The organism is Neisseria subflava (genome assembly GCF_003044935.1).
GTDB lineage: Bacteria > Pseudomonadota > Gammaproteobacteria > Burkholderiales > Neisseriaceae > Neisseria > Neisseria subflava_E.
In genome coordinates, this window is the sequence record NZ_POXP01000001.1 from 434,533 (window position 1) to 455,640 (window position 21,108).

18 protein-coding genes and 1 other RNA gene are annotated in these 21,108 nt (G+C 49.8%); 5 read left to right on the forward strand and 14 right to left on the reverse strand.

The genetic code is table 11. The features are described from left to right. Window positions 1–3: 3 nt before the first annotated feature. The 3 genes from DBY95_RS02115 to DBY95_RS02125 form a co-directional block, all read right to left on the reverse strand. Window positions 4–720 carry an amino acid ABC transporter permease gene (locus DBY95_RS02115; protein WP_049336124.1) on the reverse strand — a complete coding sequence of 239 codons (717 nt, stop codon included), beginning with the start codon at window positions 718–720 and terminating at the stop codon, window positions 4–6. After that, complete coding sequence (locus DBY95_RS02120; protein ID WP_107723216.1) at window positions 710–1,534, reverse strand: amino acid ABC transporter substrate-binding protein; 825 nt, start codon at window positions 1,532–1,534, stop codon at window positions 710–712. The genes DBY95_RS02115 and DBY95_RS02120 overlap by 11 nt, the downstream gene beginning before the upstream one ends. Window positions 1,535–1,688: 154 nt before the next feature. Then, window positions 1,689–3,599 carry an alpha-amylase family protein gene (locus tag DBY95_RS02125; protein ID WP_107723217.1) on the reverse strand — a complete coding sequence of 637 codons (1,911 nt, stop codon included), beginning with the start codon at window positions 3,597–3,599 and terminating at the stop codon, window positions 1,689–1,691. Between the two features lie 667 nt (window positions 3,600–4,266). Between DBY95_RS02125 and DBY95_RS02130 the strand changes: the two genes are divergently transcribed. The 3 genes from DBY95_RS02130 to DBY95_RS02140 are packed head-to-tail and all read left to right on the forward strand — an operon-like array spanning window position 4,267 to window position 7,195. Next, a complete protein-coding gene (locus DBY95_RS02130; RefSeq protein WP_049323225.1) occupies window positions 4,267–5,046 on the forward strand; it encodes a (Fe-S)-binding protein in 780 nt (259 codons plus the stop codon). Then, window positions 5,043–5,744 (forward strand): LutC/YkgG family protein, encoded by a 702-nt coding sequence (locus DBY95_RS02135; RefSeq protein WP_107723218.1) that lies wholly within the window; start codon window positions 5,043–5,045, stop codon window positions 5,742–5,744. Before DBY95_RS02130 ends, DBY95_RS02135 begins: the two co-directional genes overlap by 4 nt. Continuing rightward, window positions 5,741–7,195, forward strand: coding sequence for a LutB/LldF family L-lactate oxidation iron-sulfur protein (locus DBY95_RS02140; protein ID WP_107723219.1), 1,455 nt, complete (start codon window positions 5,741–5,743; stop codon window positions 7,193–7,195). Before DBY95_RS02135 ends, DBY95_RS02140 begins: the two co-directional genes overlap by 4 nt. Window positions 7,196–7,382: 187 nt before the next feature. Here the strand turns inward: DBY95_RS02140 and DBY95_RS02145 are convergent, their stop codons facing one another. Continuing rightward, window positions 7,383–11,216: a DUF3683 domain-containing protein gene (locus DBY95_RS02145; RefSeq protein ID WP_107723220.1), complete on the reverse strand. Its 3,834-nt coding sequence runs from the start codon at window positions 11,214–11,216 to the stop codon at window positions 7,383–7,385. Between the two features lie 260 nt (window positions 11,217–11,476). On the opposite strand from DBY95_RS02145, the gene ffs reads away from it, so the two are divergent. Beyond that, an RNA gene (gene ffs, locus DBY95_RS02150) (signal recognition particle sRNA small type) lies at window positions 11,477–11,573 on the forward strand. 117 nt (window positions 11,574–11,690) lie between these two features. On the opposite strand, the gene DBY95_RS02155 is transcribed toward ffs, so the two are convergent. The 6 genes from DBY95_RS02155 to DBY95_RS02180 form a co-directional block, all read right to left on the reverse strand. Beyond that, window positions 11,691–12,908 (reverse strand): uracil-xanthine permease family protein, encoded by a 1,218-nt coding sequence (locus tag DBY95_RS02155; RefSeq protein WP_003679234.1) that lies wholly within the window; start codon window positions 12,906–12,908, stop codon window positions 11,691–11,693. A 167-nt stretch (window positions 12,909–13,075) separates the two neighbouring features. Continuing rightward, complete coding sequence (locus DBY95_RS02160) at window positions 13,076–13,387, reverse strand: hypothetical protein (RefSeq protein WP_003679235.1); 312 nt, start codon at window positions 13,385–13,387, stop codon at window positions 13,076–13,078. Window positions 13,388–13,450: 63 nt separating this feature from the next. After that, the gene (locus DBY95_RS02165; protein WP_107723221.1) at window positions 13,451–14,062 is read right to left on the reverse strand and encodes a hypothetical protein; all 612 of its coding nucleotides are present in this window, start codon (window positions 14,060–14,062) and stop codon (window positions 13,451–13,453) included. Beyond that, on the reverse strand, window positions 14,062–15,324 hold the full coding sequence (locus DBY95_RS02170; RefSeq protein ID WP_063069006.1) for a multifunctional CCA addition/repair protein: 1,263 nt from the start codon (window positions 15,322–15,324) through the stop codon (window positions 14,062–14,064). The genes DBY95_RS02165 and DBY95_RS02170 overlap by 1 nt, the downstream gene beginning before the upstream one ends. Window positions 15,325–15,399: 75 nt before the next feature. Further along, entirely contained in the window at window positions 15,400–16,362 is a 963-nt protein-coding gene (locus DBY95_RS02175) for an SPFH domain-containing protein (protein ID WP_039863787.1), read from the reverse strand. 9 nt (window positions 16,363–16,371) lie between these two features. Beyond that, window positions 16,372–16,797: an NfeD family protein gene (locus tag DBY95_RS02180; RefSeq protein WP_107723222.1), complete on the reverse strand. Its 426-nt coding sequence runs from the start codon at window positions 16,795–16,797 to the stop codon at window positions 16,372–16,374. Window positions 16,798–16,922: 125 nt separating this feature from the next. Here DBY95_RS02180 and ung point away from each other — a divergent pair, with 125 nt between their 5' ends. Beyond that, window positions 16,923–17,582 (forward strand): uracil-DNA glycosylase, encoded by a 660-nt coding sequence (ung, locus tag DBY95_RS02185; RefSeq protein ID WP_107723223.1) that lies wholly within the window; start codon window positions 16,923–16,925, stop codon window positions 17,580–17,582. Window positions 17,583–17,636: 54 nt separating this feature from the next. Here ung and DBY95_RS02190 read toward each other — a convergent pair whose 3' ends face one another. The 4 genes from DBY95_RS02190 to DBY95_RS02205 form a co-directional block, all read right to left on the reverse strand. Beyond that, window positions 17,637–18,710 (reverse strand): sulfate/molybdate ABC transporter ATP-binding protein, encoded by a 1,074-nt coding sequence (locus DBY95_RS02190; protein ID WP_107723224.1) that lies wholly within the window; start codon window positions 18,708–18,710, stop codon window positions 17,637–17,639. Next, entirely contained in the window at window positions 18,707–19,567 is an 861-nt protein-coding gene (gene cysW / locus DBY95_RS02195) for a sulfate ABC transporter permease subunit CysW (RefSeq protein ID WP_107723225.1), read from the reverse strand. The genes DBY95_RS02190 and cysW overlap by 4 nt, the downstream gene beginning before the upstream one ends. An 84-nt stretch (window positions 19,568–19,651) precedes the next feature. Next, window positions 19,652–20,488: a sulfate ABC transporter permease subunit CysT gene (gene cysT / locus DBY95_RS02200; RefSeq protein ID WP_003683475.1), complete on the reverse strand. Its 837-nt coding sequence runs from the start codon at window positions 20,486–20,488 to the stop codon at window positions 19,652–19,654. A 160-nt stretch (window positions 20,489–20,648) separates the two neighbouring features. Further along, on the reverse strand, window positions 20,649–21,098 hold the full coding sequence (locus DBY95_RS02205; RefSeq protein ID WP_107723226.1) for a DUF4124 domain-containing protein: 450 nt from the start codon (window positions 21,096–21,098) through the stop codon (window positions 20,649–20,651). Between the last annotated feature and the right edge of the window lie 10 nt (window positions 21,099–21,108).

Below are 21,108 nucleotides of genomic sequence, written 5' to 3' on the forward strand. Positions count from 1 at the left end.
TCCTTATTTGGCGACATAGCGGTCGAAACGTTTTTCCAAACGCGCCTGAATCAAAAACAGCACTTTGCAGAAACACCAATAAACCAATGCGGCTTCGATATAAACGGGCAAAAAGTCATAAGTACGGTTTGCTGTCTCTTGGGCAACACGGAAAAGCTCGGTTACCGTTACCACTGCGGCAAGCGAGGTGTTTTTGAACAGGCCGATAAACTCGTTGCTTAAAGGTGGTACGGCAACGCGGAATGCCTGCGGTGCGACAATGCGGCGGAAAGTCTGCATATAGGTCATACCGATAGAGAAACCTGCTTCCCATTGGCCTTTAGGTACGGACAAAATTGCCGCGCGTATGGTTTCGGAAGCGTATGCGCCGACGTTGAGCGAAAAGCCGATGATAGCGGCAGGAATCGGATCGATATAGATGCCGACGGAAGGCAAACCATAGAATACGATGACCAACTGCACCAAAAGCGGCGTACCGCGAATGACGGAAATATAAAATTCCACCAGCTTCAGCAAGCATTTTTGGAAAATGCCGCCGGAGGGCATGATTCGCACCAAAGCAACGGCTACGGCAATAATCATGCCGATAACGAAAGAAGCGATCGCCAAAGGCAAAGACACTGCGAAGCCGGCTTTAACCATGGGCCAAAACGCGCTGATGAGCATATCAGCACGTGTTTCCGTCATAAACGGCAGAGAGGCAAGGAAATTATTTAACACTGATGTCTTTTCCGAAGAATTGTTCACCCAGTTTTTTCAGCGTGCCGTCGGCTTTCAGTTCAGTCATGGCTGTGCTGAATTTAGCCAATGCTTCATCATTGCCTTTATTGACAATCAAGCCGGAGCCGACTTTTTCGTCAGCCGGGGCAGACCAAACGATTTTTACACCGGCATTTGGGTTTTTCTTCAGGTAATCCAATACCGCCAATTCGTCGTTCAGGGTTGCGTCGGCACGTTTTTGTTCAATCAGGGTCAACGATTGCGCCAAACCATCAACAGCCACCAAATCTGCGCCTGCAGCTTTGGCTTTTTCGCCATAGTTACTGGTCAGGGATTGTGCGGTTTTCACGCCTTTGATGTCGTTGATAGATTTGATGTTGCTGTCTTTACGGGCAACCAATACGGCACCGCTCCAGCTGTAAGGCTCGGATTTATCAAAAGTCGCTTGACGCTCAGGGCTGGTCAGGCCGACTTGGTTGGCAACCACGTCGAAACGGCCGGCTTTCAAACCTGCCATCATGGAGTCCCATTGTGTTTCTTTAAATTCGACTTTTACGCCCAATTTGTCGGCAACGGCGCGGGTAACTTCGACATCGTAGCCGGTCAATTTGCCGTCTTTGTCGTGGTAGGTGAAGGGTGCGTAAGTGCCCTCTGTGCCGACAGTGATGGTGCCTTTGTTGTTGATACGCTCAATCAGTGAGCCGGAAGCCGCGCCGGATTGGGCCGGTGCAGAAGAAGCTGAGTTGCTGCCTTCTCCGCCGCAAGCAGCCAAAACTACTGCAGCGATGGTGCCGAGTACGAATTTTTTCAACATGGATTTTTACTCCTGATTTTTAGTGTGTCATCTGGTATTAAAGCATGCATTCTAAGCGAAACTGCCCAAAATACAAAATACATCTTATTTCTTGAAAGGCCGTCTGAACGCTGATGTGTTCAGACGGCCTTGAGTGGTGTATCAAAATTTCGGCTTATGCAATTTCAAGCCACATGACTTGATAGGGTTGCAGTACCAAATCCTGATTCAGGGAAACGGTTTGACCGCTGATCAAATCGTGTGCTTTAAACGGCATGGCTTGCAGCGTATGCGCACTGATGGTTTGCGGATGTTCGCTGAAGTTGCCGAATGCCAATAGTGCGTTGTTGCGCATATAGCCGATGATGTGTTTGTTGTTGGTGTTGAAGGTGACCAATCTGTCGCCATTAAAGCGCGGATTGCTTTGGCGGGTGGAAATCATATGGCGCAAACTTTGGAAGATTTGACCGGCAGTGGTCGAGCTGTCATGGCGTTGGTTGTACAACTCCTCATTGTAACGAGGACGGTGTGCCCAGCGGCTGTCGTCGCTCTTGTTGCTGTCGTTCGACCAGTCGTCGTCGTTGAGCGTACCGACTTCGTCGCCTAGGTAAATCAGCGGCAGGCCGCCGGTACTCAAAGTAATACTGTACAAAAGTTTGATGCGGTCAACGGCATATGGATCGTTTTGCGCCAAGCCGACCAATGCTGCGGCTGTACCGCTGACACGGCAGTCGCCTGTGTTTGGGTTGTATTGGAACGGTACACCGCGCGCGAAGCTGCCGTCGAAATGGTTGACGAAGAAGCGGTTGAGGAATTGTCGGTGGTCGTAGCCGTGGATGCCGAACTGCCATGCGTCCTCATCGGCAAATGTCCAGCCGATGTCGTCATGGCTGCGGACGTAGTTGACCCATGCAGTGTGGTCGGGCAGGTTGTGGCGGTAGGTCAGTGCTTGATGGAGCAGGTTGACTTCGCGCGTGGCAAGGGTGTTCCACAACAATGCCATTTGCAGCGGGTTGTAACCGATCTGGCATTCATCTTGGCTGATGTATTGGACAACTTGGTCAGGGTGGACGATGGCTTCGGATTTGAAGAACACGGCCGGGGCGGCAATACGCATCACAGAGTTAAACACGCGAATTAAGGCATGGGCTTGCGGCAGGTTTTCGCAGCTTGTGCCCATTTGTTTCCAAATAAAGGCAACGGCATCCATGCGCAGAATATCAACGCCCAAGTTGGCAAGGAACATCATTTCGCCTGCCATAGCGCGGAATACCCATGGGTTGCTGTAATTCAAGTCCCATTGGAAGGAGTTGAACGTCGTCCATACCCAGCGTCCGTCTTCCAGTTGGGAGAAGCCGCCCGGATGTTGGTCGGGGAAGATTTCACGCAGGGTGCGGTCGTATTGGTCGGGCATCCAACGGTCAGGGAAAATGTAGTAGAAATTGTCGTAGAGCGGGTCGCCGGCGGCGCAGCGTTTTGCCCATTCGTGTTCATTGGAAGTGTGGTTAAAGATGAAATCGACAACGGCGGAAATGCCTGCTTCGTGCAGTGCGGCAATGACATCGCGTAAGTCGTCTATCGTACCCAAAGCCGGATTGACATCGCGGTAGCTGCTGACTGCATAGCCGCCGTCGCTTTTGCCTTCAGGACATTTAAACAGGGGCATCAGGTGCAGATAGGTCAGGCCCAATTCTTGGAAATAAGGGATTTTGGCTTTCAAGCCTTGCAGATCGCCTGCGAACAAATCGACGTAGCACACGCCGCCGACCTGTTTGTTGGACAAAATCCAGTCAGGATCGTTTTCGCGCGCGATATCGATATCTTTTAAAGATGCGTTGCGTTGGGAATAGCTTTGCCATGCTTGGGCAATCAGTTGCTCCAGCATGGGGAGGACGGCTTCGTTGTTATTGTAAACGTTGTCCAGCTCGTGCATCAGTTTGGGAAAGTGTTCTTCAAGCCGTCTGTCAAACTGTTTCCAGTCTTCAGATGCCTCGATGCTTGCACGCTGTTCGGGAGTATAAATCGATAAGGTGCGTTCTTTAAGGTGATGCAAGGTCAAATCAACCTGTTGAGTCTGGGTCAACATAATGCCTACTCCGAAGTTAAGGTGAAATTGTTTTGAAGCTTGGTTTCACTTCTTTTGCAAATCCATGCCGATTGTGGGCGGCTAAGATTGTAATTTTGCGTCAAGAAACTGTCTCAATGATACTGGAAGTGCTTGAGTGTGCATAGGGTTTTCGCGGCTCTGGAAAAGGTTTTTTCAAGTGTTTGATTTTGATTAAAAGTAGGGTTGAGTATACGGAAAGTAGCTTTTTGACGAACTTATCTTTCAGACGGCCTGAGTCTTGTGAGAAAAACTTTTATTTTTATTGTCTTAGATATCTTTTTATTCCAATATGGCCGTCTGAAACATATTTACAGCATAGCGGATTGCTTGTTTCATCTAAAAACGTGTCATAGAGATTAAGTTCATGACTTCTGATGTAAATCAAAATTCTATAAAGAGGCAGTGATTGTGTTTTGAAGAGGGAAGGAATGTACGAGTTTCATTTATTAAAAAATGAATCCATCAGTTTTCTTATTGATAGTGGTTATTATGTAGATTATCAAGTTAATAAGGAAAAGGTGTTTGTCTGGTTTGTCATGCTTTTTTAATATTATTTTTTAAAATTAGACTTGACCCATTACAAGCAATTACTTAAAGTACCCATCTTATTTTTACACAAGAAAACGGGTTGTCCCGTTCCAAAAAAATGAGCGCAATCAAACCACCACAAATCACCGTATTCGACAGCAAGCCAACCGATGCTTATTTCTTCGGTACTTGCGTTCTTGACCTTTTCATGCCCGAAGCAGGCATGGATGCCATCACTTTAATCGAACAACAGGGCATCCGTATCCATTATCCGATGGAGCAAAGCTGCTGTGGTCAACCGGCCTATTCGTCAGGTCATCCTAAAGAAGCCTTTGATGTTGCCAAAGCGCAACTGGATTTATTCCCTGAAAATTGGCCGATTGTCGTGCCTTCTGGTTCTTGCGGCGGCATGATGAAACACCACTGGCCGACTTTGTTCAAAGGCACCGAGTACGAGCAAAAAGCGATTGATTGTGCCAACCGTATCATTGAATTCACCCACTTCCTGCTGGCGATTGGTTACAAACCTGAAGATAAAGGAGAGCCGGTTAAAGTGGCTGTCCATACTTCCTGCGCTGCACGTCGCGAGATGAATGTCCATTTGTCAGGCTGGCAGCTGATTGACGGCATGGAAAATGTTGAACGTATCGTTCACGACCATGAAAGTGAATGCTGCGGTTTTGGCGGTACATTCTCTGTAAAACAAGCCGATATTTCCGGCGCGATGGTAACCGACAAAGTTGCAGCACTGAAAGAAACAGGCGCAACTGAAATCATCAGCGCGGACTGCGGCTGCATGATGAATATCGGCGGTAAAATTGCCAAAGACGAACCCAATATGCCACGTCCGAAACATATTGCATCTTTCCTGTTGGAACGTACCGGAGGTAAAGCATGAGCGCGCGCGAAAATATTTTAGCGAAACTGAAAAAAGCCGATGCCTTGCCGATGGAAGAACCGCCAGTTTTCGATTATTACCGTGAAATGGGTGTTTCTTGGGCAAACGATGTCGAGCGTTTGAAACATTGGGCGGCTGCCATGCGTGCCGTCAAAACTGAAATCTATTGGGTTACCAAATCCAACTGGCCGCAAGTATTCCGTCAAGCAGCCGAAGGCAAAGGCTTGAAAAACATTCTGCTCCCATTGGAAACAGAACATGGTCAGCTGGCCCGTGCAGCTTTGGCCGATACCAATATTGAACCTCGTGGTTTTGAGCGAAAAATCGACGACTGGAAAAACGAATTCTTTACCGATATTGAGGCCGGTTTTAGCGGCTCGAAATGCGGTATTGCCCGTACCGGTACGATTATGCTGGAGTCCAGCCCTCTTGAGCCGCGCAGCCTGAGTTTGGTTCCGCCCGTGCATTTCTGCCTGTTTGACACCAGTAAAATGTACAACGAATTCCATAATGCTGTTGAAGGCGAAAAACTGGTAGAAAAAGGCATGCCTACCAACGTTATTTTGATTTCTGGCCCGTCCAAGACTGCCGATATTCAATTGACTTTGGCCTATGGTGCACACGGCCCGCGCGATTTGGTGGTTTTGGCCGTTCTGCCTGATCATATTTCCCCTGCCGATTTGGAGGAAAAAGCATGAGTTCCCAAACCATTAAATTCCATATGAAGCCGGAAACATTCAAGCAAAACGCTGCGATTTCTTTGCAAGACAAGCCTCTGCGTAAAAGCTTGCGCACAGCGATGGATATGCTGATGACCAAGCGTAAAGCCGTTTTGACAGATGAAGAAGAGCTGCAAAGCCTGCGTGACTTGTGTGAGCATGTCCGTCAACGTTCGTTGTCCAAATTACCTGCATTATTGGAACAATTAGAAGCAAACCTGACCAAGTTGGGCGTTAAAGTCCACTGGGCGGAAACACCTGCTGAAGCTTGCCAAATCATTCACAACATCATTACCGATAAAAACGGTAAGCTGATGGTGAAAGGCAAATCTATGGTCAGCGAAGAGATTGAGCTGAACCATTATCTGCAAGACCAAGGCATCAAAGCAGTTGAGAGCGACTTGGGCGAGTTTATCGTTCAAATGGCTGGCGAGAAACCAACCCATATCGTGATGCCTGCCATTCACAAGACCAAAGAGCAGGTTAGCGAGCTTTTCCATCAAAACCTTGGCACGCCTTTGACAGACGATGTAGATCAGCTAACCGGATTTGCCCGTAAAGCATTGCGCGATATTTACAGCATTGCCGATGTTGGTTTGAGCGGTGTGAACTTTGCCGTTGCGGAAACGGGTACTTTGTGTCTGGTTGAAAACGAAGGCAACGGCCGCTTGAGTACCACTGTACCGCCTGTGCACATCGCCATTACCGGTATTGAAAAAGTGGTTGCGAAGCTGTCGGATGTTCCGCCTTTGTACAGCCTGTTGCCACGCTCCGCCATTGGTCAGAACATTACCACTTATTTCAATATGATTACCGGCCCTCGCCGTAGCGAAGAGCTGGATGGTCCTCAAGAAATGCACTTGGTACTGCTTGATAACGGTCGTAGCCAAGCGTATGCAGAAGATCAAATGCGCCGTACCTTGCAATGTATCCGTTGCGGTGCGTGTATGAACCACTGTCCGGTTTATACCCGTATCGGCGGTGCGGCTTACGGTACGACTTATCCCGGCCCGATTGGCGAGATTATCTCTCCGCACTTGTTGGGCTTGGATGCGACACGCGATCTGCCGACTGCGTGTACCATGTGCGGTGCCTGTGTTGAAGTTTGTCCGGTACGCATTCCGATTACCGAACAAATGCAACGTCTGCGTGTTGAAGCGCAACGTTCGCCAACCGAAACCGTTCCTCATCCTATCCGTGGTCAAGGTGCATCGCATACTTTCGGCGAACAAATGGCATGGCGTACGTTTAACGGTATTTTCAGCGGCAGTAAAGCTTATCGAGCATTCGGCTGGGCTGCTACCAAATTCCGTGCATTGACGCCAAGCAAGCAGTTAAGCTGGACCAATAACCATGTTCCGATGAAACCTGCCAAGCAAACATTGCATGAGATGATGGCAGAAAGAAAACGTCAGCAAGAAAAAGCATAAGACTTGAAAATAAAACCTGAGGGATAAAAGCCTCAGGTTTTATTTTTTATTAAATACTGCTGGTGTAGCATCGCTATTTGTAAAGGCATTTGATTTGATTATTGTATTTTGATTCTTTTGAATAAAAAGGCCGTCTGAAAGATTTTCAGACGGCCTTTATTACATCCAAAAGTTTTTGTCTAAGTCCTTAGAGCAATACTTTTTCTACACCGCCGTTATTGGCTTTTTTCACAAACTCATCCAGCCAGTTTTCGCCGAGGATGTGTTTTGCCATTTCGATGACGATGTAGTCTGCAGGCATATTGTTGTCGTCGGCGTAGCGGCTCAAGCCTTGCAGGCAGGCTGGGCAGGAGGTAAGCATTTTGACAGGTTCGCCCTGCGGCAGCTCTTTGAGGTTTTTCTCAATTTCCTCTTGTTTGCGGAACTTGACCTGAGTGGCAATGTCTGGTCGTTTGACGGCAAACATACCGGACTCGCCGCAACAGCGGTCGCTTAAGACGACTTTCTGTCCCATCAGGCTGCTGGCCATTTGGGTGGCGTTCATAGTTTTAATCGGGGTATGGCAAGGGTCGTGGTAGAGGTATTGCTGACCTTTCACGCCGTTTAGTTGCACCCCTTTTTCAAGCAGATATTCGTGGATATCGATGATACGGCAGCCTGGGAAGATTTCTTCAAAACGGTATTTTTCCAGTTGGTCATAGCAGGTACCGCAACTGACGACGACGGTCTTAATGTCGAGGTAGTTGAGGGTGTTTGCCATACGGTGGAAAGCCACGCGGTTGTTGGTGCTCATTTCTTCGGCTTTAGCCTTATTGCCGCCTGCGTCTTGTGGATAGCCGCAACACATATAGCCGGGTGGCAGGACGGTTTGTACGCCGACATGCCAAAGCATGGCTTGAACGGCAAGCCCGATTTGGCTGAACAAGCGCTCAGAGCCGCAGCCGGGGAAGTAGAACACAGCTTCGGCATCTTCGGGCGCGGCGGGATTGCGGATGATGGGGATGCTTTTGTCGTCTTCTATGCCGAGCATGGAGCGCGGTGTTTTGGCGGGCACGCTTTTGGGCAAAGGACGGTTGATGAAATGGATAACCTGTTCTTTGATTGAGGCGGTACCGACGGTGGATTTCGGTTCGGCTTTTTGCTTTTTAGTGCCAATCGGAAGAAGTTTGCCGATTTTGTAGGCAAAGTTTTGCGCTGGGAAGCCGGTCTGTATCATGGCGGCACGAAGAGCTTTGATGGTTTTTGGGCCTGTGGCGTTCAAAAATGCCATGCCCATTGAAGCCGCAGGCGCAAAGCGTTTGTGGCCGGAATCGGCAAGGTAGTTACGGACGGCTACGGTAACGTCGCCAAAGTCGATGTTGACAGGGCAAGGTTTAACGCAGCGGTGGCACACGGTGCAGTGGTCGCCGATGTCCATCAGTTCTTCAAAATGTTTGATGGAAACGCCGCGACGGGTTTGTTCTTCGTATAAGAAGGCTTCGGTCAGCAAGCCTACGCCGAGGATTTTGTTGCGGGGACTGTACAGCAGGTTGGCACGCGGAACGTGAGTAGAGCAAACGGGTTTACATTTGCCGCAGCGCAGACAGTCTTTGACGGAATCAGCGATGGTGCCGAGGTCTGATTTTTCCATAATCAGCGATTCCGCTCCCAAAAGCTCGAAGGACGGCGTATAGGCGTTGCGCAGGTCCGAGCCTTTCATCAGTTTGTGACGGTTGAAGGTGTGTTTGGGATCGACTTGGTTTTTGTAGTTCCAAAACGGTTGCAAATCTTCATCGGTCAAAAATTCGAGCTTGGTAATGCCGATGCCGTGTTCGCCGGAAATTACGCCGCCGAGCGAACGGGCGATTTTCATGATGCGTTCTACAGAACGGTAGGCCGTCTGAAGCATTTCGGCATCGTCTGAGTTAACCGGAATATTGGTATGAACGTTACCGTCGCCGGCGTGCATATGCAGGGCGACAAAGACGCGGCTGCGTACGGTTTTGGCATGGATTTTGCCCAAGCCTTGGATAATTTTGGTATCGGTTTTGCCGCTGAAAATTTCAGAAAGAGGCTTCATTACGTCTGCTTTGACAGACACGCGCAGGCGGAAATCGCGGAAGGCAATAAAGCAGCTTTCATTGTCTTTGGCTTCGGGAGCGGCATGGACGGCTGCGCCATAGCGAGCTTTATAGTCGGCAAGTGGCGCATCCAAGTTAGCAAGCAACCATTCCCAACGCGCTTTGACAGCGGAAACGTGGGCTAGGGCGTGTTTGCCGCGTTCGCCCAATAGTTCGGCGGTTGGCAGGTCTGTTCCCATTTTGTCGATGGGGAGTTTGCCGGACAGATATTGCTCCAAGGCGGCACAGAGTTTGAGCTTGTTTTGGATGGAAAGCTCAATGTTGATGCGTTCGATGCCGTCTGAATACTCACCGAGTCTTTCGAGTGGGATTACCACGTCTTCATTGATTTTAAAGGCGTTGGTGTGTTTGGCTATGGCGGCGGTGCGGCTGCGGTCAAGCCAGAAGGTTTTGCGGGCTTCGGGAGATATGGCGATAAAGCCTTCGCCGTCGCGGGCGCGGGCGAGTTCGCAGATGTGTTCGGCGGCTGCCTGTACGGCGGTTTCGTCGTCGGAAACCACGTCTGCCAGCAAGACCATTTTCGGCCGCCCTTTGCCTGCTGCTTTGGTGGCATAACCGACAGCGCGGACGTAACGCCAGTCTAAATGCTCCAAACCCGCCAGCCGTACGCTTTCATGGGTAAGCAAGAAGTCGCGGATTTCGACAATGGACGGCGTGGCGGTGGCGACCGTACCGAAAAATTCCATACACACAGTGCGCGTGTATTTCGGCATTTTATGTAACACGAAAGCAACGCTGGTGATGATGCCGTCCGTGCCTTCTTTTTGTACGCCGGGCAGGCCGCTCAAGAATTTGTCGGTAACGTCTTTGCCCAAACCGACTTTGCGGAATTTGTGGCCGGGGATTTCCAAACGTTTGGTATTGACGATATTGCGGCCGTCTGAATCCAGCGTATGTACGTCAAACACGGCGATTTCTTCGTCGTGGATTTTGCCGAAATTGTGGCGCACGCGTTCAATACGCAACCATTCGCCTTGAGGATTGACCATGTTCCAGTAGGCGAGGTTGTCCAAGGTAGTACCCCACAGCACGGCTTTTTTACCGCCTGCGTTCATCGCCACATTACCGCCCACGCAAGACGCATCGGCGGAAGTCGGATCAACGGCGAACACTAAACCTGCCTGATGCGCGGTTTCTTCTACCCGGCGGGTTACTACGCCTGCGCCGCAATGGATAATCGGATGTCTGCCGTCCAAGCCTGCCAGCTCAACGTATTCGACGCCGCGATGCTTGTCGAGTTTTTCGGTATTGATGACTGCGCTGTTTGCGTCCAAAGGTACTGCGCCGCCGGTATAACCCGTACCGCCGCCGCGCGGGATAATAACTAAGTCCAACTCGATTAAGGCGCGCACTAAAGGCGCGATCTCTGCCTCGGTATCAGGATTGACGACGACAAATGGATACTCCACGCGCCAGTCGGTCGCATCGGTAACGTGCGTTACGCGAGCCAAGCCGTCAAACATGATGTTGTGCGGCTTGGTGATTTTGCTTAAGCGTTCCAAAATCTGATGGCGTTTTTGGCTGGTTTCATCAAAACTGCTATCAAAATGCTCGACTGCTTTTTCTGCTGCGGCAACCAAGACATCCACTTGCCGATTATCGTCGCGGCGTTTGCGGATTTCATTTAAGCGGTGGCGCATTTCGCGTACCAACGCGGCGCGGCGTTTTGGGTGCTCCAGCAAGTCATCGACTAGATACGGATTGCGCACGACCACCCAAATATCGCCCAATACTTCAAACAGCATTCGTGCTGAACGTCCTGTTTTGCGTTGACCGCGCAGGTCTTGCAGAATTTGCCACGCTTCGTTGCCCAACAGTCGGATGACGATTTCGCGGTCGGTATAAGAAGTATAGTTATAGGGAATTTCTCGAATACGCTGAGGGGCAGTAGTCGTGGTCATGGTCGTGTTCCGTTGATGGATGTAATGTTTTTATATTAAAGGCCGTCTGAAAAATGCAATTTCTTCTTGATGGCGTAAAGTGTTAATGTAGTGTAATTTTCGATATTTTTCAACGGAAAAGACAATAAACATTTCAATGGGAATGATTTGCAACTAGGCAATATTGTTTACAATCTTGTCGTGTAAATGGTTTTCAGACGGCCTGAGAGATTTTATCGCTTGAGTTTTTCTGTAAAACCGCTATAATGCGTTTCTTCTATGGCGGGTCTCCCCGCATGGTAATTCGGAACACCGGGTCAGGGGCGGAAGCCAGCAGCCCACTCTGATGAGCCAGTGCCGGGGGTTCGGCTCGCCACCTTATTCAAAAATGCCGGAGATGGTTAAGTCTCCGGCATTTTTCATTGTATAAAGCGTAAGAAAAAGGCCGTCTGAAATCTCATTTTCAGACGGCCTTTGAGTTTATGAACCAGCTATTTATGCTTCTTCTGATTTTGTATTGGGCAAAACGCAGTTCAGAATAATCGCCAATACGGCGCACAAACCTACACCGGCGAAGCTCAAAGTACCTACTTTGATAATCATGCCGCCGATACCGGTCGTCAATACGGAGCTGACGATAACCAGATTTTTCGGCTGCATCAAATCGACTTTCGCATCAATCAACGTTTTGATGCCCAAAGAGGCGATTGTACCGAACAGCAGCAACATAATGCCGCCCATAACCGGCATAGGAATCGAAGCCAAAAACGCGTTGAACTTACCGAAAAACGCCATGAAAATCGCAAAAATTGCCGCCCAAGTCATGATAACGGGGTTGCTGTTTTTGGTAATCATCACCGCGCCGGTCACCTCGCCGTAAGTGGTCACAGGAGGGCCGCCGATCAAACCGGCCACGCACACGCCCAAGCCGTCGCCGGCGAGGGTTTTGTCTAAGCCAGGGTCTTTGGTGTAGTTTTTGCCGGTCACATTACCGATGGCCATAATGCCGCCAATGTGTTCGATGGCAGGGGCAATGGCAACGGGTAACATAAACAAGGCAGCCTGCCAATTGACTTGAGGCGTTTCAAAATGAGGGACGGCAAACCAAGGAGCGTTGATGATGGCGCTGGTATCGACCAAGCCCATGATCAACGCCAACACATAGCCTGAAGCCACGCCGATCAGAATCGGAATCAGCTTCATCATCTTGCTGCCGAAGACAGAAACAATGACGGTTACCGCAAAGGTAAAGCCGGAGAGAATCAGCGAGTCGATATAGTCGATGACCTGTTTTCCATCCGCCTGACCCATAGCCATGCTGCTGGCTGCAGCGGCCACGGACAAGCCGATTACCATAATTACCGGACCGATAACCACGGGCGGCAACAGCTTGTGTACCGCATCCAGACCGCGCCATCTGATCAGAGCGGCAAAAACAAAGTACATGAAACCTGCCGCAAACAGACCGAACATGGTAGAAGGCAGGCCCCATTCGCCGATGGAGTAGATAATCGGTGCAATAAAGGCAAAAGAAGAGCCGAGGAAAATCGGCACTTTACGTTTGGTAACCAATTGGAACAACAAGGTGCCCAAGCCTGCGCCCAATAATGCCAAAGCCGGGTTCAGTCCCGTCAGAAGCGGTACAAGCACCATGGCACCGAATGCGACAAACAAAATCTGCGCACCGGCTACCGCCGTTTTAAGCTGATTCATAAAAGCTCCGAAGAAAATTCAAACGGCGCAGATTATACTGATTTATCCTAATTGTGAACATTTATTTACAAAAGGCCGTCTGAACATATGTAACGATGACACCTGTTCAGACGGCCTTGTTCAATAGCGGATGGTTAATAACTTATCAAAATCGATTAGGAAAATTTTCAGCCGCGTGTTTCGCGCCAAACCAAATAATCGCGCAGGGGCGGCATGGGCGGATTGATGCAGTGCGGACAGATGCCGGTTGTGTCTTCATCGTCGCTGTCGATATGGTAGTCGTTTGGATCGAAGCGCACCTGCTGCATGACGGCTTGCGCCAAAGCTTGCGCCTGTACGACATCAAAGCGGAATTTTTCAAGGATTTCGTTTAATAGGCGGATTTCGCCGTCGCTGAAAGATTCGCTGTGTTTGACAATGAGACGTTGATAATCTTCATTGCTGATTTTTTCGTGAAGTAAATCGGTCTGGATAGTCATGATTTTTATTGTTGAAATAAGATGGTCAAGGTGCGGATTATAGCAGATATCGTGGTGGCTGTTTTAAAGGCTGTGTTCTGGTTCGGAAAGTGCCTCTGTTTTGGCTTTTTTTGGCATTAGGCTATTTAATTTTGAGTTAATTGCTTGGTAATCGTCGCTATAAAAAAATTCTCCGATATATATGGTTTCCCCATGATAAACAAATGACCATGCACCTTGTTTACTATTTGGTTGTCGTAAGGGGCTGGAGATGGTGGATGTATTCCTTCTCTGGCTCAAATAGTTACGTAGTGTTATTTTAGTGTTTTTAGTATTTGCATGGTTCTCATGTGGCTGCCATTGCGCTATTTCTACGAGTGAAAATTTTTTACCTTTTCCCAATCCAAACAGCGTGAACTGGTGTGAAAGTATTCCATTTTGAACATGAATATGTTCTTGTCCAAAAAGTTGCCACAGTAAGTCATAAATACATTGGAAAGAAAGCAGACCCAAAAATATGAGGAGTATGATATTAAATACTGATTCAAAGTTTAAATTTGGAATGTTTGCCAATATCAATAGTACGATTACAAGGTCTCTGCAAGTTAATAGAAGTTTGAGTCGGTTACGTATAATTTTTGCTGACAAGGTAATTTTGCTAGGTGTTTGTTCAATTTTATAACGCGAAGATGTCATCAATATCCTCTTACTTTGTCTGCCTGATACGCTTTTTGCAGCGGTGTAATTTGTGCTAAGCGGGCATGATCGATTTGTTCGGCAATTAAATGGGCTTTCCCTTGTGCGCGGCACTCGGTGGCAATTTTGCCTGCATCTACTTGGTTGGCGGCCTCAAGTAAGGCCAGCCAGTGTTCGCGTTGCGGATAGGGGGTGTCTTTAAGGTTCAGACGGCCTTGTTTGTCGGCCACGCAGACGTTTAAGGCCGTCTGAAAACGTTCGGGGCGGCGGAATGCATCGGTTTTTTTCAAAACATTCAAAATGGTTTTGCTTTTAAACTGCCCGACTTGATGGAGCATGATGTGCCAACGGCAGACGAGTTCGGCAAGCTCGGCGCAGTGTTTGGGTGCGCGCAGGCGTTGATTGACTTCGCGGACGGGTTCGACGCCGTTGACGTCGTGTTCGTAGTGTTTCGGCAGGATATCGGCCGGTGTTTTTGCCTTGCCCAAGTCGTGCAATAAGGCGGCATAGCGTTCGGCGAGGGACAGATTCATTTCTGCGGCTCGTTGTACAACCATCAGCGTATGAATACCGCTGTCGATTTCAGGATGATAATCGGCGCGTTGCGGTACGCCAAAAAGGGCATCGACTTCGGGCAGCAAGACTTTGAGTGCGCCGCATTCGCGTAAAACTTCAATCATTCGGCGCGGATTTTTCTCCATCAAACCTTTGGCCAATTCCTGCCAGACGCGTTCGGCAACCAAGGCATCCGCTTCTCCGTTTTCTACCATTTGCCGCATCAGCGACATGGTTTCATCGGCAATTTGAAAACCATAACGCGCGGCAAAACGGGCAATACGCAAAATCCGTACGGGGTCTTCGGCAAAGGCAGGCGAAACGTGGCGCAGGATGCCGGCCGCCAAATCTTGTTGTCCGCCGAAAGGGTCGATGATCGTGCCATCTGCATCCTGAGCCATGGCATTGATGGTCAGGTCGCGGCGCATCAGGTCTTGTTCCAGCGTAACGTCTTTATCGGCATGAAAACTGAATCCGGCATAGCCTTTGGCGGTTTTGCGCTCGGTACGGGCGAGGGCGTATTCTTCGTGGCTGTCCGGATGGAGAAAGACGGGAAAATCTTTGCCGACCGGCTGATAGCCTTGAGCCAACATGGTTTGCGCATCTGCACCGACGACTACCCAATCGCGGTCTTTGACGGGCAGGCCTAACAGATGGTCGCGGACGGCGCCGCCGACAAGATAGGTTTTGATGGTTTGTGTATTCATATAAAAATCGAACGATATAAAAAGGCCGTCTGAAAAGCCGTATTGGGTTTTCAGACGGCCTGAGTCAGAACGCTATTATGAGGCTTTAGGCTTGTTGCCGTCGATGATTTTCAAACCGGCGGACACCAAGCTGCCGATATCGGCAACGTTGGCAGGCATAATCAGCGTGTTGCTTTCTTTAGCCAAATTGCTGAAGGCAGCAACGTATTGCTCGGCAACTTTCAGGTTGACGGCTTCAGCACCGCCCTCTGAGCGAACCGCCTCGGCGATTTTACGGATGGCGTCGGCGTTGGCTTCGGCCACCAGGCGCAGGGCTTCAGCTTCACCTTGTGCGCGGTTGATGCGGGCGATTTTTTCACCGTTTGACGCATTGATGGCGGCTTGCGCTTCACCTTCGGATTGTTGGATTTCTGCCTCGCGCTGACCGCTGGCAAGGTTGATCTGCTCGATTTTACGGCCTTCGGATTCGGCAATGCGCGCGCGTTTTTCACGTTCGGCGGTAATTTGCGCCTGCATTGAGCGCAGAATTTCTTGCGGCGGAACCAAGTCTTTGATTTCGTAACGCAATACTTTCACACCCCAAGCGCCTGCCGCTTCGTCCAAAGCAGCAACAACAATGCTGTTGATTTCGTCGCGTTCTTCAAAGGTTTTATCCAATTCCATGCGGCCGATGACAGATCGCAAAGTTGTCTGCGCAAGCTGGGTAATCGCCATGATGTAGTTGCTGGAACCATATGAAGCGAGTTTAGGATCGGTAACTTGGAAGTAGATGATGCCGTCCACAGTCAGCTGAGTGTTGTCGCGGGTAATACAGACTTGGCTGGGAACATCCAAAGGAACTTCTTTCAGCGAGTGACGATAGGCGACACGGTCGATAAATGGGATAAGGATGTTCAGACCTGCAGTCAGCGCTTTGTGAAAACGGCCTAATCGTTCGACTACATAAACTTCCTGTTGCGGTACAACGATAAAGGATTTGAAACCAAAAACAACAACAACGATGAGGATGAGGACGGGGAGACTGAGCAGAAATTCCATAATGTTTCCTTATGATGATGGTTGGGAGAGTGTGCGGATAATCAGTAGATTACCGTTTTTGGCAGTAATGACTGCACTTGAGGCCGTCTGAAAAGTATCTTGGGGCCGTTCGGCTTGCGCCTGCCAGTGTGTACCGCGGTAGGCGACTTCGTAAATATTGTCATGCAGGTGGCATAGGATGCGGACATTTTGCCCAATATCCAAATCATCGTTGAGTGCTTGGGGAGCCAACTGGTTTTTCAGACGGCCGTGTACCAGCCAGATACCAAGTGCGCTGATGATGGCAGCGGTCAAAACGGCGGTAGAAAAGTGACTGCTTAATCCGTACATGATTCCGGCGGCGGCCAGCGCTACGCTGACCACCAAAAGATAAACCGTTCCGATAAACAATTCGACAATCAGAACAACGGCGGCGGCAACAAACCATATCGTCATGCGGCATATCCTTTTAATAATCTTTTGATAATCCTTATCATAATGGCAATGGCTTAAAATGAAAAGGCTAAGGCTGAAAATTATTTCAGTTATAATAAGTCCATTCAAATACGGAGCGGCAAACAATGCAGACTTGGCACGAGGCAATTGGTGCGGAAAAAGAGAAGGCGTATTTTCAAACGATTTTGGAGAAGGTTCGCCATGAAAGGCAGGCGGGGATAACCGTTTATCCGCCCGAGCGCGATGTATTCAATGCCTTTCGGACAACGGAGTTCGGACAAGTAAAGGTAGTGATATTGGGGCAAGACCCGTATCACGGCGCGGGTCAGGCGCATGGTTTGGCGTTTTCCGTGCAGCCTGAAATTGCGGTGCCACCGTCACTGGTCAATATTTATAAAGAATTGGCGACGGATATTGAGGGATTCCAGATTCCGCAACATGGCTATTTGCAGCATTGGGCGGAACAGGGCGTGTTGCTATTGAACACGGTGTTGACTGTCCGTGCCGGTGCGGCGCATTCCCATGCGACTTTTGGCTGGGAGGCGTTTACCGATGAAGTCATCCGACAATTGGATAAGGAACGCGAACATTTAGTCTTTATGCTCTGGGGCAGCCATGCGCAGAAGAAAGGCGCGTTTATAGACCGCAACCGTCATTTGGTGCTGACCGCGCCGCATCCTTCGCCTTTATCGGCGTATCGTGGCTTTTTCGGCTGCAAACATTTTTCGCAGGCAAACGCTTATTTGCAGGCGCATGGTTTAGAGCCGATTGATTGGCAGGTTTAAATAAGATGAAAGGCCGTCTGAAAGCAGATTTTCAGACGGCCTTATGATTTAGTCTCAAATCGAATATTCAATCAGTTCGTTTTGAGAAAAGACATAAACCTGTTTCGGAATCAGCTTCAATTCTTTGCCTTCGGCGATTTGGTAACGCGCGGCATCGCTGCCAGCCAGCGTGATATGTACGTCCTGTTTGTCGTGTTTCACCACAATATGCGTCAATGCGCCGACGGCGTGGATTTTTTCGATTTCGGCGCGGATCATCGGTGTTTCGTTTTCGGCGGCCAGCTGCCATTCGTGCGGACGAATGTAGCCGATGGCAGTTTGCTCCTGCCATTTGTATTGCGCGTCCAATTTCCATGCGAAGCCGTTGTAATGCCAGATGCCTTTTTCGATGCGTCCTTCAAAAGCATCGGTTTCGCCGAGGAACTCGGTAACGAAGGCGTTTTCGGGTTTGCGGTAAATGGCTTCGGCGCTGCCGGTTTGTTCGATTTTGCCGTGGTTCATGACGACGATTTCGTCGGAAACTTCAAGGGCTTCTTCTTGGTCGTGTGTGACCAAAATGCTGGTTACGCCCAAGTTGTGATGGATGTCGCGCAGCCAGGTACGCAATTCTTTGCGTACTTTGGCATCCAAAGCGCCGAAGGGTTCGTCCAAAAGCAGGAGTTTCGGTTCGACTGCAAGCGCACGGGCGAGGGCGATGCGTTGGCGTTGTCCGCCGGAGAGCTGGTGCGGATAGGATTTGGCGAGGTGGGAGAGCTGTACGAGTTTCAGCAATTCTTCGACTTTGGCGCGGATTTGTTCTTTGGACGGGCGTTCGGATTTGGGCAATACGGTCAAACCGAAAGCAACGTTGTCAAACACGTTCATATGGCGGAAAAGGGCGTAGTGTTGGAACACGAAACCGACTTTGCGCTCGCGCACATGCTTGGCGGTGACGTCTTGCCCGTCAAAGAGAATTTGGCCACCGTCGGCGTTTTCCAGCCCGGCGATGATGCGCAGGAGCGTGGTTTTGCCGCAGCCGGAAGGGCCGAGCAGGGAAACGAGTTTGCCGGTGGGGACGTTGAGGTTGATGTTTTTCAGCGCGTGGAATGCTCCGAAGTGTTTGTTTAAATTTTGAATAGTGATGCTCATACTGCGTTCCTTTCGGCGGCGGCGAGTTTTTTGTCTTGTAATTTTGTGATGATGTTTTGCACCAGCAAGGTGGCCAAGGCTAAAAGTGCCAATACGCCGGAGAGGGCGAATGCGCCGGTGAAGTTGTATTCGTTGTAGAAGATTTCGACCAAAAGCGGGATGGTGTTGGTTTCGCCGCGTATGTGTCCCGATACTACGCTGACTGCGCCGAATTCGCCCATCGCGCGGGCGTTGGTAAGGATGATGCCGTAGAGTAGCGCCCATTTGATGTTGGGCAGGGTAACGCGCCAAAACATCTGCCAGCCGCTTGCGCCGAGAATCAGCGCGGCCTGTTCTTCGTTGTCTCCCTGCGCCTGCATCAAAGGAATGATTTCACGCGCAACAAAGGGGAAGGTAACGAACAGCGTCGCCAAAATAATGCCGGGGATGGCGAAGATAATCTGTATGCCTTGCGCTTCGAGCCAGCCGCCCAATGCCGTGTGCGCGCCGAACAATAAGACGAACATCAAACCGGCCACCACGGGTGATACGGAAAACGGCAAATCGAGCAGGGTGGTCAGCAACTGCTTGCCTAGGAAGTCAAAACGGGTCAGCAGCCACGCCATCGCCACACCCAGTACGGCATTGACGGGAACGACAATCAGCGCGGTAATCAGTGTTAATTTGATGGCAGACCATGCTTCGGGATCGGTCAGAGATTGCAGGTACAAATCCCAACCGCCTTTTAAGGCCTCGTAGAATACGGCAACCAAAGGCACGACCAGCATCAGCAGCAGAAAGCCCAAGGCAGTAGCAGTCAGCAACACGCGCAGCCAACGCGGTTCGCTCAGGTTTGGATTGGTAGAATGGGTTTTCATGTTAGTGAAGTCTCGATTTATTCTTGTATCCGTTTAGGCCGTCTGAAAAATGTTTGCTTGATGTTTCAGACGGCCTATTGTTTGTTAAACCTTCGCTCCGGCACGGCGGCTCAAGGTCCATTGCATGATGTTTAAAATCAGCAGGATGACAAACGAAATCATCAGCATAAACAGAGCAACGGCAGACGCACCCTGAGCATCGTATTGCTCCAGTTTGCCGGTAATAATCAAGGGCAGGATTTCAGACACCATCGGAATATTGCCCGCGATAAAAATGACCGAGCCGTATTCGCCGGTAGAGCGGGCAAACATCATGCCTGCGCCGGTCAACAGGGCCGGCGTGATTTCAGGTAAAAGGACGCGGCGGAACGTAGTCCAACGGCTTGCGCCCAACGTCGCCGCCGCTTCTTCATACTCGCCCGACAATTCTTCCAATACCGGCTGTACGGCACGGACGATAAAGGGCAGGCTGACGACAATCAGTGCAATCCAGATGCCGATGGGCGTAAAGGCGATTTTGATGCCCAAAGGCTCGAAAAAACGACCTATCCAGCCATTGGGCGCATACAAGGTTGCCAACGCAATGCCTGTTACCGCCGTCGGCAGCGCAAACGGCAAATCGACCAAAGCGTTTACCAATCCTTTGCCCGGAAATTCATAGCGCACCAATACCCAGGCAACCAACGTGCCGAACACGATATTGGTCAACATCGCATAAAACGACATCCGCAAACTCAGCCAGACGGCCGCCAAGACATTGGGTTCGGTAATTGTGTTCCAAAATCCGCTCCAGCCGATTTCCGCCGCTTTGGCCGCCATCATCGCAAACGGCAAAACCACCAAAAGCGACAGGCATAAAACCGTCAAACCCAGGCTGAGCTTGAAACCCGGCAATACAGAAGGCGTTTTGAGTAACAACATAATGGCAACCGTCAGAATTTAATACACGCTTACTTTAACAAGGCCGTCTGAAAACTGGAAAGAATGCTTTGTTAGGTATAAAGACGATTTTGTTATATTGAAAAGATGAAAAGGCCGTCTGAAAACCAAATTTCAGACGGCCTTGCTGGTGTGGTAAGGATCAATAGGCAACAGGATCTTGAGATGCAGGTTGGCGTTGCGCCGCGTCATAGTTTTCCTGAGCCGAGCGGACGGCTTTTTCCAAACCCTTGATCCGTTCGAGATAGCGGGCATAGTTGCGTTCATTGCCATAACGCACTTTTTTGCCTTCTTCCAAATTTTTCTTGGCGGTATCCAAAGCACGCTTGGCCGCACCGACATCAGCCGGATTGACCGGGGCGACAGCTTCTTCCGCCTGCTCGGCTTTGCTTGGGGAAGTCGGCGTTGCCGGTGTTGAAACAGGCGCAGAAGTATATACGGACGGTTTGCCGATATTGCTGGCTTTGCAGTTTTTGCCGCCGGCTTGGGTATAGACTTTGCGGCCGGCAGAATCGGTGCATTCAAAAATAGGCGCGGCGGAAACCGCAGTTGTCAAAGCGAGCAGTAATGTGCAGATCCAGATTTTGTTCATTTTTATTTTT

Coding starts and splice junctions, on each gene's coding strand:
- DBY95_RS02120 (WP_107723216.1), bottom strand. CDS start 1,534: ATGTTGAAAAAATTCGTACTCGGCACCATCGCTGCAGTAGTTTTGGCT.
- DBY95_RS02125 (WP_107723217.1), bottom strand. CDS start 3,599: ATGTTGACCCAGACTCAACAGGTTGATTTGACCTTGCATCACCTTAAA.
- DBY95_RS02130 (WP_049323225.1), top strand. CDS start 4,267: ATGAGCGCAATCAAACCACCACAAATCACCGTATTCGACAGCAAGCCA.
- DBY95_RS02135 (WP_107723218.1), top strand. CDS start 5,043: ATGAGCGCGCGCGAAAATATTTTAGCGAAACTGAAAAAAGCCGATGCC.
- DBY95_RS02140 (WP_107723219.1), top strand. CDS start 5,741: ATGAGTTCCCAAACCATTAAATTCCATATGAAGCCGGAAACATTCAAG.
- DBY95_RS02145 (WP_107723220.1), bottom strand. CDS start 11,216: ATGACCACGACTACTGCCCCTCAGCGTATTCGAGAAATTCCCTATAAC.
- DBY95_RS02155 (WP_003679234.1), bottom strand. CDS start 12,908: ATGAATCAGCTTAAAACGGCGGTAGCCGGTGCGCAGATTTTGTTTGTC.
- DBY95_RS02160 (WP_003679235.1), bottom strand. CDS start 13,387: ATGACTATCCAGACCGATTTACTTCACGAAAAAATCAGCAATGAAGAT.
- DBY95_RS02165 (WP_107723221.1), bottom strand. CDS start 14,062: ATGACATCTTCGCGTTATAAAATTGAACAAACACCTAGCAAAATTACC.
- DBY95_RS02170 (WP_063069006.1), bottom strand. CDS start 15,324: ATGAATACACAAACCATCAAAACCTATCTTGTCGGCGGCGCCGTCCGC.
- DBY95_RS02175 (WP_039863787.1), bottom strand. CDS start 16,362: ATGGAATTTCTGCTCAGTCTCCCCGTCCTCATCCTCATCGTTGTTGTT.
- DBY95_RS02180 (WP_107723222.1), bottom strand. CDS start 16,797: ATGACGATATGGTTTGTTGCCGCCGCCGTTGTTCTGATTGTCGAATTG.
- ung (WP_107723223.1), top strand. CDS start 16,923: ATGCAGACTTGGCACGAGGCAATTGGTGCGGAAAAAGAGAAGGCGTAT.
- DBY95_RS02190 (WP_107723224.1), bottom strand. CDS start 18,710: ATGAGCATCACTATTCAAAATTTAAACAAACACTTCGGAGCATTCCAC.
- cysW (WP_107723225.1), bottom strand. CDS start 19,567: ATGAAAACCCATTCTACCAATCCAAACCTGAGCGAACCGCGTTGGCTG.
- cysT (WP_003683475.1), bottom strand. CDS start 20,488: ATGTTGTTACTCAAAACGCCTTCTGTATTGCCGGGTTTCAAGCTCAGC.
- DBY95_RS02205 (WP_107723226.1), bottom strand. CDS start 21,098: ATGAACAAAATCTGGATCTGCACATTACTGCTCGCTTTGACAACTGCG.